The sequence below is a fragment of the Massilia frigida genome, from assembly GCF_011682175.1.
Lineage (GTDB): Bacteria > Pseudomonadota > Gammaproteobacteria > Burkholderiales > Burkholderiaceae_D > Telluria_A > Telluria_A frigida.
In genome coordinates this window covers 70,889-80,323 of the sequence record NZ_WHJG01000034.1, presented here as the reverse complement: position 1 = coordinate 80,323, position 9,435 = coordinate 70,889, and the positions used below count along the sequence as shown (strand labels likewise).

Here is a 9,435-nt window from a genome sequence, read left to right as displayed (position 1 = left end):
GGACGTCCGTAAATTCGGCATGTCAAAGGAGGGCCTGATTGCCCGCCAGGTCATGCTCGGCGTGGTGCAAACGGCCGACGGCTTGCCGCTCTATCACGAGGTATTTGATGGCAATACCGCCGAGGTCGCTACCATCAAGCCCATCATTGAAAAGATCGTTCAGCGCTTCCCCGTCAAGCGCGTCATCGCCGTCGCTGACCGCGGCTTGCTCTCGACAGACAACCTGGCCGATCTGCAGGCCATCACCCTGCCGGGCGGCGCGAAACTTGAATTCATCCTTGCCGTTCCAGGGCGGCGCTACAACGATTTCGTCGATATCCTGACGCCGCTCCACGACGCCACTTGCGTCAACGCTAAGGAGGAAGTACTGGGAGAGGCGCAGTGGGACAAGCTGCGCCTGATCATCGCTCATGATCCGCAGGTGGCGCTGGCCGCCGGCGCCAAACGCGACCTCATCATCGGCGCGCTGGAGCAAAAAGCAGCCCAGTGGGCGGGCAAACTCGATGGACAGGAAGGCGGCGCGCGCAAGCGCGGACGCAAGCTCTCCGATGGCGGAGCACGCGCCCGTTTCTATCATGAGGTGTGCGAAGCGCACTTGGCGCGCATCGTCCGGGTGGACCTTAAAAGCGAGTTGTTCACGTACTCGATCGACGAGCGCGCGCTGGCGCACGCACGCCTGATGGACGGCAAATTGCTACTGGTCACGAACACCGCCGATCTAGCGCCTGCCGACGTCGTGAAACGGTATAAATCATTAGCCGATATTGAACGCGGTTTCCGCGTCCTCAAATCCGAAATTGAGATCGGACCGATCTATCACCGACTGCCTGAACGCATTCGCGCTCACGCGGCGATCTGCTTCATGGCATTGATTCTGTATCGCGTCATGCGCACCCGTTTGCACGCCAGCGACACGGCGCTCTCGCCCGAGCGCGCCTTGGAAAAGCTGCGTCGCATTCAACACCACCGCGTCACGCTGAACGGCGCGGAATCGGTCACGGGCATCTCAACAATTAACCAGGAGCAGACGGGCATTCTCGCCGCGCTTACGATCAAAAAACCGACCATCGAAACGCGATTGACCCTCTTGTAGTGGCATTTTTGAACGGCGCCGCTATACGAATCAATAACTTACGCGCTCAACTGTCGAACTCGGGAGGCTTAGGCTCAGCGGCCCGCGCATGGAGCGTGACACACAGGAAAATTGCCGTGATTAGTACGAAAAAAATTCGGTGGGGCGATAGCCGGGATAAAAACGGTGTGCCTGCGAAGGGAAAAGCCATGTCATACCTTTGATTTTTTAAAGTTGCAGAATTATCTCATGTTGCCTCAGCGAATTTTAAAATTTGACAACAATTATGGCAATTAATGTTGTTAAATTGAACCGCATCTATGTTGACATTTTGCTTTCGTCGCCATTTTTTGACGAATCGTGCCCAACGCATGATTAAAATGCTTTTCACGGATCGGGTGGGACAGGACGACGCGCCTGAAAGGACAAGCGGGCGCTATTGAGTAGTCAACGGTATGCAGATCGTCGCTATTTCGCGGCAATGCTTAACGACAAGGCCCGCAGCGAATGCGGGCAAGCCCGACCACCGGATGGGCATGACCAAGGACGTACGTGGACAGCGAGCGCGACCCACTGCATCGAGCAGGCTCCCTGCGGCTACGCGCGACAGCTTACGCCGCCACTGCCACCTGCTTGCGGCTCTGCGGAAAGCGCAACCGGTAGCGCAAGCCTTCCCCTGGCGCACTGTCCACCTTGACCGAGCCGCCCAGCGGCCCGGTCACCAGGTTGTACACGATGTGCGCCCCCAGCCCGCTGCCGCCCTGCCCGCGCCGCGTCGTGAAAAACGGATCGAACAGCTTGGCCAGGGTGTCCTGGTCCATGCCGGCGCCGTCATCGCAGTACTCGAACCATACCTGCCCGCCGTCGAGCCGCACTTCGATCCGGATCGTCCCCGCCTGCTCGCGCGTAAAACCATGCACCAGCGAATTCATCACCAGATTGGTCACGATCTGCGACACCGCCCCTGGAAAACTGTCGAGCACAATCTCCTCCGGACAATCGACCTCGACCTTCACCGGCCTCCCTTTCAGGCGCGGCTGCAGCGACAGCAGCACTTCGGCCAGGTAGGCTTTCATGTCAAAGCTGCGGATATCGTCCGACGACTGGTCCACCGCCACCTGCTTGAAGCTGCGCACCAGCGCCGCCGCGCGCTGGGTATTGGTGGTCATGATGCGCAGCGACTGGTCGAGGACGTCAAAAAACTGCTCCAGGCTATCCTCGGTCATCTCGCCGGCCGCCAGTTCCTCGCGCGTCAGTTTGAGTTCCTGCACCAGATGGCTGGTGGCGGTCACGCAAATGCCCAGCGGCGTATTGATCTCGTGCGCCACGCCCGCCACTAGCCGCCCCAGCGAGGCCAGCTTCTCCTGGCGCACCAGTTCGGTCTGCGCATCGCGCAGCGCCGTCAGCGCCGCGTTCAGGGCGCCGTTCTGCTGCTCCAGGCGCTCCTTGGCCACCCGCACCGCGCGGTCGGCCTGCATGCGCGCGATCGCCACTGCCACGTGGCTGGCCATGAAGGCCAGCAACTCCAGGTCGGCCTCGGTGTAGACGATGGCCGGATCGTAGCTCTGCACGATGATCACGCCATACGGCTTGTCGTGCACCAGCATCGGCGCCCCCATCCAGCTGGCGATCTCGACACTGCCCAGCGGCTCGCCCATGCTGCGCTCGGCCACCAGGCGCGCATAGCTGGCCGCGTCGTGCAGGCAAGCCTGCTTGCTGTCCAGGATGTAGGAACTCATCCCCACGCCATAAGCGAAGCGCTTGACCGGCGCTTCGGCATGCTTCTGGTCGACGAAATACGGAATGCTGAACTCGCGCGTGTCCGGGTGGTACAGCGCGATCAGGAAGTTGTCGGCGACCATCAGTTCGCTGATGATGTTGTGCAGATTACCCGACAACATCTCCGCATCGACCGCCGAGGCCGACAGATTGGCGATCTCGTACAGCGCATGCTGGACCGCTTCGGCGCGCCGCCGTTCCGCCACTTCATGCGCCAGCAGCGCCGTGCGCTCGTGTACCGCGCGTTCCAGCCGGTCCACGCTCTGGATGCCTTGCAGCGCATTCGAGACATGGTTGGCGATGAGGGAAAACAGCGCCTGGTCTTCTTCGCTGTAGGTATGCTCGGGGCTATAGCTTTGCAGCACGATGGCCCCCAGCGCCTGATGCTGGTGATCGAGCAGGGGGCAGCCCATCCACTGCTCGGCGCGCGTGCCGCGGCCCCAGGCGTGGCCATCGACCCGGTGCGCGGCGCTTTCATCCTTCGTCATGACCAGGTTGCGCCGGTTCATGATCACCCAGGCGGTGGGCGATTGCTCGGGCGAGGCCAGCGGCAGCTTTTCCTGGGGATCGGGCGCGGCGTCGCGTTCGTCGACGTAATACACGAAGCGCACCGTGTGCTCCGTGCGGTCGCTCAGCGCCACATAGAAATTGGCCGCATACATGATGCGGCCCAGCGCGCGGTGCACCGCGCCCACGAAGTCGGTAATGTCGGTGCACCCCGTCGAGATCTGTCCGATGCCCAGCAACATGGCCTGGACGGCTTCCAGGCGGTCGAGACGGCTCTCCATCGCATTTCCCTTTAGTAGTGCATCAGGGAAATACTAGCAGGTCAAGACGGGTTGCGAAAGTCGTTTTCGACCCAGGCTGTGGCGCTGGCGGGGGTTAATTTGAAGCTGGCGGGAATGCGCACCTGGGCGATCCGTTCGCCTTCTTCGTCGATGGCGGCCAGCAGCGCGTAAGGATGCTCGTCGTCGGGCACGATATCGAGCGTGACCTTGATGTCGGCGCCTTCGTGCGAGACCACGGTGCTCTTGTGCAGCATGGCGTGCAATTGCTGCTCATGGCGGCGCAGCACTTCGGCGGCGGTCTTGACCAGGGTGTTGAAGGCATTCGTGTCGAGCGGCTTGGGATTCTTTTTGTCGCGGCCCATGGTCCACGGGCCAACCAGGGCCGGCTCCGGCTCGCCATCCTTGATCATGGCCACGGCCCAGCCCTCGTCATCCTCGTTCTTGATCACGCGCGCGGTCCAGCCATTGCCTTTCCACAGGCGCGGCTCTTGCACGGGCGCGTCGTCGTCCTGGGGGCTGTCGTCGGGGAATTCTTCTGTCATGAGATCGCATTCATGGTGCGGGCGTCGCCCGAAAGGAGAATGATAGTCGAATTCGACACATCCCACAGGGCCGGGCCGCGCCGGCGGCGCCATCCGCAGCACGCCGCGACTGCCGCAAAAGCAGGAATTAGAGCAGGGACTCTAACTCCATGATCGCCTCCGCATTGAATTAAAGGTAACATTTCTGCACGCATATATTGCGCCGCAACATCCCCTTCGCAGTTCACAGGTATCCCATGATCGCCCGTCGCCTTCGTCTCGCCGCTACCGCCCTCGCCGCCGCCGTGTTCTGCGCGCCGGCGCTGGCCACCCCGCTCACCGCCCAGCAAATCTTGTACGGGTTCAACGCCGTGGTCTTGGCCGACGTGAACTCGCAATCGCACGTCGATGGCCGCACCTGGATCGGCGGCAGCGCCACCGGCGGCGACTATGCGCAGCACGTCAACGACATGCCGGCCTCGAAGTACGCCGGCCTGACCGTCATGGGTAATGCGCGCGAGGTGAAGGTCAATGCCGGCGGCGCCGTGATCGGGGGTAAGCTGAGCGGCGCGACCATCAATGCCGGCAGCGGCGTGATCTATGGCGACGTCCACAACAGTAAGCTGAACGGCGCAGCCTGGGTCGGGGGCAGCCTCAGCGCCAGCAATACGAATGGCGGCCGCGTGCTCGCGCTCGACAGCACCATGCAGGCCAACGCCGATGCCTCGAACTCGACCGATTTCGCGGCCACGCTGGGCGCGCTGTCGGCCAGCCTGGGGAAAATGAGCGGCACCGGCAGCAGCGTCACCTTCAACGGCTACGGCAAGGCCACCTTCAATGCCGTGGCCAACGCCAGCGGGGTCGCGGTATTCAACCTGATCGACGCCGGCGTGTTCAAGGCCAGCGAATTCGAATTCAACCTGGGCGACGCCACCACCGTGATCCTCAACGCGAGTGGCGAGAGCGCGACGATCGGCGCCAACTTCCTGGGCGGCTCCGCGCAATCGCTGGGCAGCAAGCTGATCTGGAATTTCCAGCACGCCACCAGCATCACCACCAACGCCCAGTTCGGCGGCGCCATCCTGGCGCCCTCGGCCCGCCTGACCAACAACCAGAACATCGAGGGCGGCGTGTTCGTCAAGTCGCTCGACCAGCGCGGCGAACTGCATTTGCAAGCGTTCGACGGCCACCTGGACCCCGGACCCGGGCCGGTACCGGTACCGGAACCGACCAGCGGCGCCTTGCTGCTCGCTGGCGCACTCATGCTCGCCCTGACGCGCCGGCGCAGCCACTAAGCCCTGGCGCCAGAACACAAAGCCCACCTGTTCCGGTGGGCTTTTTTCATGCGAACCGCTGGCGCGGCGGCGCGGGCGGCTGCAGCGGCGGACCCGGCGGCGGAATGCGCGGATCGATGGCCGGTGCCGGCGTGCCGTAGTTGTACGGATTGATGATAATCGGTGGAATGGCCGGAGGCGCCGACGGTGGCCCCTTGGGACCGCCACCCGCGAGCAGGATGCGCAACTGGCGCGCCACGAAGTCGCCCGCCGCCAGCGCCCACCGGTCCCCTGAATAGTGTACAAATTCCATATGCATCTCCATGCGACAGAATATTCAGTATAGGCAATGATGTGGGAATTTCAAGGTAGAAAATTGCGTTTTGGGTAAGTCGGACCCGGCCACACCACGGCACGCGCGCAGGCACCGGCTCCCCCTTGGCACGCACCGTCCACCCCGTCAAAAATGCAGTCTGTCGCATGCGCATGGCGCCGCGCCGGCGGTCTCGCTACAGTACAAGCGTACCAGGAAAACCCTTATCCCCAACCGAGGCCACGATCATGAAAAAATACGCTCCCCTGCTGCTCCTGTTCCTGTTCATCATGGTCGCCTGGGAGGCCATGGTCGGCCCGTCCGGCATGTCCATCAACATCGATGGCGACCAGTTGCACGGACCCGGTGCCGCCCTGGCCGGCGTGCTGTTTGCCGGCGGCGGCCTCTTGATCGCGGGCCTCGTGATGCTGTTTGTGGGCATGGTGCTGGCACTGGTGTTCGCCGGCCTGGGCGTGCTGGCCGTGGGTGGCCTGGCGCTTGGCGCCATCGTGCTCGCGCTGATGATCTCGCCGCTGCTGCTGCCGTTGGCCATTCCGCTGGCCATCATCTGGTACCTCGCCAGCCGCACGCGCAAGCAGCGCGCCGGCCACGAGGCCGTCAAACCTTCGTAAGCGCGGCCGGCGCGCACGCTTCGGCGTGGTCGCACACCCGGTTGCGGCCGCCCGCCTTGGCGTGATACAGCGCCTTGTCGGCCCGGATCATGGCCGCATCCGGACCCGCATCGCCAGCCTCGATGGTGGCGATGCCGATGCTCACCGTGATCGCAATCTCCCGTCCGTCGCCAAGCAGGGGCGTCTCGGCCACGCTCTGGCGCAGGCGCTCCGCATACTGGTGCGCCGCCGCTCCGGTCGTACCCGGCAGCAGCACCGCGAATTCTTCCCCGCCGACCCGGCCCAGGGTATCGATCTTGCGCTGGCCCGAGCGCATCAGGGTCGCCATGTGGCGCAGCACCGCATCGCCCGCCGCGTGGCCGAACACGTCGTTGACATGCTTGAAGTGGTCGATGTCGAGCATCAGCACCGACGCGCATTCGTCCATGCTGCGCTGCAGGCGCGCGAACTGGTCATCCAGGCGCGCCAGGAACACGCGCCGGTTCGGCAGCCCGGTCAGGAAATCGGTGCTGGCCAGCGCCTGCAATTCGTCATCGACGCGTTTGCGCTCGGTGATGTCGACCGTCGAGGCAATCACGAAGTCGAGCGATTGCGCATGGCCCGGCATGACCAGCAAGGTCAGTTCGTGCTGGCGCGCCACGCCATCGACCCGCAGGAAGCTGCTTTCGCATTCGTAGAACAGGGCGCCGCCGGCCAGCGCCACCAGCGCGTCGATGAAGGCGCCGCCGCCCAGGCTGCCGAAGTTCTGCGCCAGCCCCAGCGTGCCCGGTTCCTTGGCGCCGGCGCCCACGTGCACCAGCGCGGCGCCGTTGACGTCGGTGATGCGCACCAGCGACGCCAGGCGCTGCGCTTCGTCGGGACGCTCGCGCAGCCACGCGCCCAAGTCCCTGAGCCCGCAGCTTTGCAGGCGCGCCACCTCCTCGCGCGCGACCGACCAGTCCTGCTCCCACAGCGCCACCGGGGCGTGGTCATACAGGCTGCGAAAGCGCTCCTCGCCCACGCGCAGCGCTTGCGCGGCCTGGGCCTGTTCCAGCGCGATGCCGGCCAGCTGGGCGGCCAGCTCGATCAGCACCACGTTGGCCGCGCTCGGATAACGCGGCGTGCGGTGATAGATCGCGAAGGTGCCCAGCACGCGCCCGGACGCGCCGCGGATCGGTTCCGACCAGCTCGACGCCAGCTGCGCGCGCGCGGCGATCTCGCGGTACGCCGCCCAGTCGGGATGGGTCTGGATATCTTCGACGATGACGCGCTGTCCGCTGGCGGCCGCGCTGCCGCAGGAACCGAAGCCGGCAGCGGCCGGCAAGCCATCCACGGCGGCATTGAAAAAATCCGGCAGGCTGGGCGCGGCGCCGGTGTGCAGGAAGCGTCCCTCGGCATCGAGCAGCAGGATCGCGCACAGCATGCCGGCATTGGTCGACTCCACGCCCAGCACCACCGCGCCCAGCACCGCGTGCAGCGGCGCGCCGTGCGCCAGCAGTTCGAGCACATGGCGGTGCGCGCGCTCGCGCTGTTCGATCTGCTTGCGTTCGGTGATGTCGCGGAACGACCACAGGCGCGCGCCTTCGTGGCCCAGCCGCACCGGACGCGTCAACTGTTCGATGAAGCGCCCATCCTTCAGGCGCAGCAGCTCGCGGTGTTCCTCGTGCTCGCCCAGTTGCAGCGAGCGGCTGTACAGCAGCGGCCCCGCGTGCACCAGCTGGGCCAGCAGGTGCGCGACCACGGCCGCATCATCGCTGGCCAGGTCCAGTTCCTCGGGCACGCTCCACAGCGTACGGAAGCGCTGGTTCGAGGCCAGGATGCGGCGGTCGCCATTGTCGACCAGGATGGCGTCGAAGGTCGAGTCGAGGATGCTGCGCATCATGGCCTGGGCCCGCTGTGCGGAATCGGCCAGAGCGGCCAGGCGCTGCTGGCCCACGGTCAGTTCATCGGTCAACAGGCGCGACTGGCGCAGCGCGCGGCTGGCCAGGGCGCTGCTGCGCGCCAGCATCCAGGTCAGCAGGGACAGCAGCGCCGTCACCGCCAGGCCGAGCGTGAGCAGCACTTGCGGCGCCTCGTTCTGCTGCCCGGCGCCGAAGCCGGCGCCGGCGCTGATGACCAGGGTCCAGCGCCGCCCGGCGATGCCGAGACGCTGTTCGGTGCGCAGCGCCGGCGCGCCGCCGGCGGCGGCAGGCGCGCCGCTGGCCATGCGCGCCTGCGGCGTGACCCAATTGCCATCGTAGACCTCCACCGCCAAGGCGCCGGCGCGCTCGCCGCCCACATACGCCATCAAGTCTTCCATGATGAAGGGCGCGTAGATCCAGCCGCGCAGCAGGTCGCGCCGCTGCTCGATGCTGTCGGGCGCCTTGCTGCCGATGTACACCGGCAGCGCAATGAGCACGCCGTCGGAGGCGCCCGCCCCGCGTGCGCGCGCCACGATGGCCTTGCCCGACAGGACCGGCTGGCCACTGTCGCGCGCCTGTTCCAGCATCAGGCGCAGCGGCTCCTCGGAAAACAGATCGTAGCCGAGCGCGCGCAGGCGGGCGCCCGAAAACGCTTCGAGGTACATCAGCGGCGCGTAGGCGGCCCGCGTGCCCGGCGGCGTGATCGCGTAACCGCGCAAGCCGCCGCTGCGCACGCGCGCCAGGTGCGCGCCGCGCTGGGCGTCCGCCAGCGCCAGCACGTAGCCGATCCCTTTCATGCCGGGATACTCGGCGCCGGTGTGCTGGATGCGCACGAAATCGGTGAATTCCTGGCGCGTGACATCATCCGAACTGGCGAACAGGCCCTGCACCCCGCGCAGCATCTGCACATGGGCCGCCATGCGCAGCGCCAGCTGGTTGACCACGTCGCGCGCGCTGCTGTCGAAATCGGTGCGCAGGTCGCGTTCGGCGCTGCGCTGCGCCGCTTCCCACAGCTGCCAGGTCAACCCCAGGCACAGCGCCATCACCAGAGCGGCCAGCGCGGTCGCGCCGATCCACGCGGGCTGGCGCACGCGTGGCGGCGGCGCCGGCACGGCCGGGGTGGGAGCGGCATGGTCCATGGAAGCGATCCTGGTGCGGGCCCGTGGCGGGCCTCTT

7 protein-coding genes are annotated in these 9,435 nt (G+C 65.5%); 3 read left to right on the top strand and 4 right to left on the bottom strand.

Translation table 11 applies throughout. The features are described from left to right. The coding region (locus F2P44_RS25790; RefSeq protein ID WP_167090764.1) for an IS1634 family transposase at positions 1–1,093 on the top strand (1,093 nt) is incomplete at its 5' end. A gap of 590 nt (positions 1,094–1,683) precedes the next feature. Here F2P44_RS25790 and F2P44_RS25785 read toward each other — a convergent pair. Continuing rightward, the gene (locus F2P44_RS25785; RefSeq protein WP_167090760.1) at positions 1,684–3,639 is read right to left on the bottom strand and encodes a GAF domain-containing sensor histidine kinase; all 1,956 of its coding nucleotides are present in this window, start codon (positions 3,637–3,639) and stop codon (positions 1,684–1,686) included. A 41-nt stretch (positions 3,640–3,680) separates the two neighbouring features. Beyond that, the gene (locus tag F2P44_RS25780; RefSeq protein ID WP_167090758.1) at positions 3,681–4,181 is read right to left on the bottom strand and encodes a hypothetical protein; all 501 of its coding nucleotides are present in this window, start codon (positions 4,179–4,181) and stop codon (positions 3,681–3,683) included. Positions 4,182–4,417: 236 nt separating this feature from the next. Here F2P44_RS25780 and F2P44_RS25775 point away from each other — a divergent pair, with 236 nt between their 5' ends. Then, positions 4,418–5,455, top strand: a complete 1,038-nt coding sequence (locus tag F2P44_RS25775; protein ID WP_167090755.1) for a choice-of-anchor A family protein — start codon at positions 4,418–4,420, stop codon at positions 5,453–5,455. Between the two features lie 46 nt (positions 5,456–5,501). Here the strand turns inward: F2P44_RS25775 and F2P44_RS25770 are convergent, their stop codons facing one another. Further along, positions 5,502–5,747: a hypothetical protein gene (locus F2P44_RS25770; RefSeq protein WP_167090752.1), complete on the bottom strand. Its 246-nt coding sequence runs from the start codon at positions 5,745–5,747 to the stop codon at positions 5,502–5,504. Positions 5,748–5,995: 248 nt separating this feature from the next. Between F2P44_RS25770 and F2P44_RS25765 the strand changes: the two genes are divergently transcribed. After that, positions 5,996–6,379: a hypothetical protein gene (locus F2P44_RS25765; RefSeq protein ID WP_167090749.1), complete on the top strand. Its 384-nt coding sequence runs from the start codon at positions 5,996–5,998 to the stop codon at positions 6,377–6,379. Here the strand turns inward: F2P44_RS25765 and F2P44_RS25760 are convergent. Beyond that, positions 6,366–9,398 (bottom strand): sensor domain-containing diguanylate cyclase, encoded by a 3,033-nt coding sequence (locus F2P44_RS25760; RefSeq protein ID WP_167090746.1) that lies wholly within the window; start codon positions 9,396–9,398, stop codon positions 6,366–6,368. The two genes, F2P44_RS25765 and F2P44_RS25760, sit on opposite strands and share 14 nt — an antisense overlap. Positions 9,399–9,435: the final 37 nt, after the last annotated feature.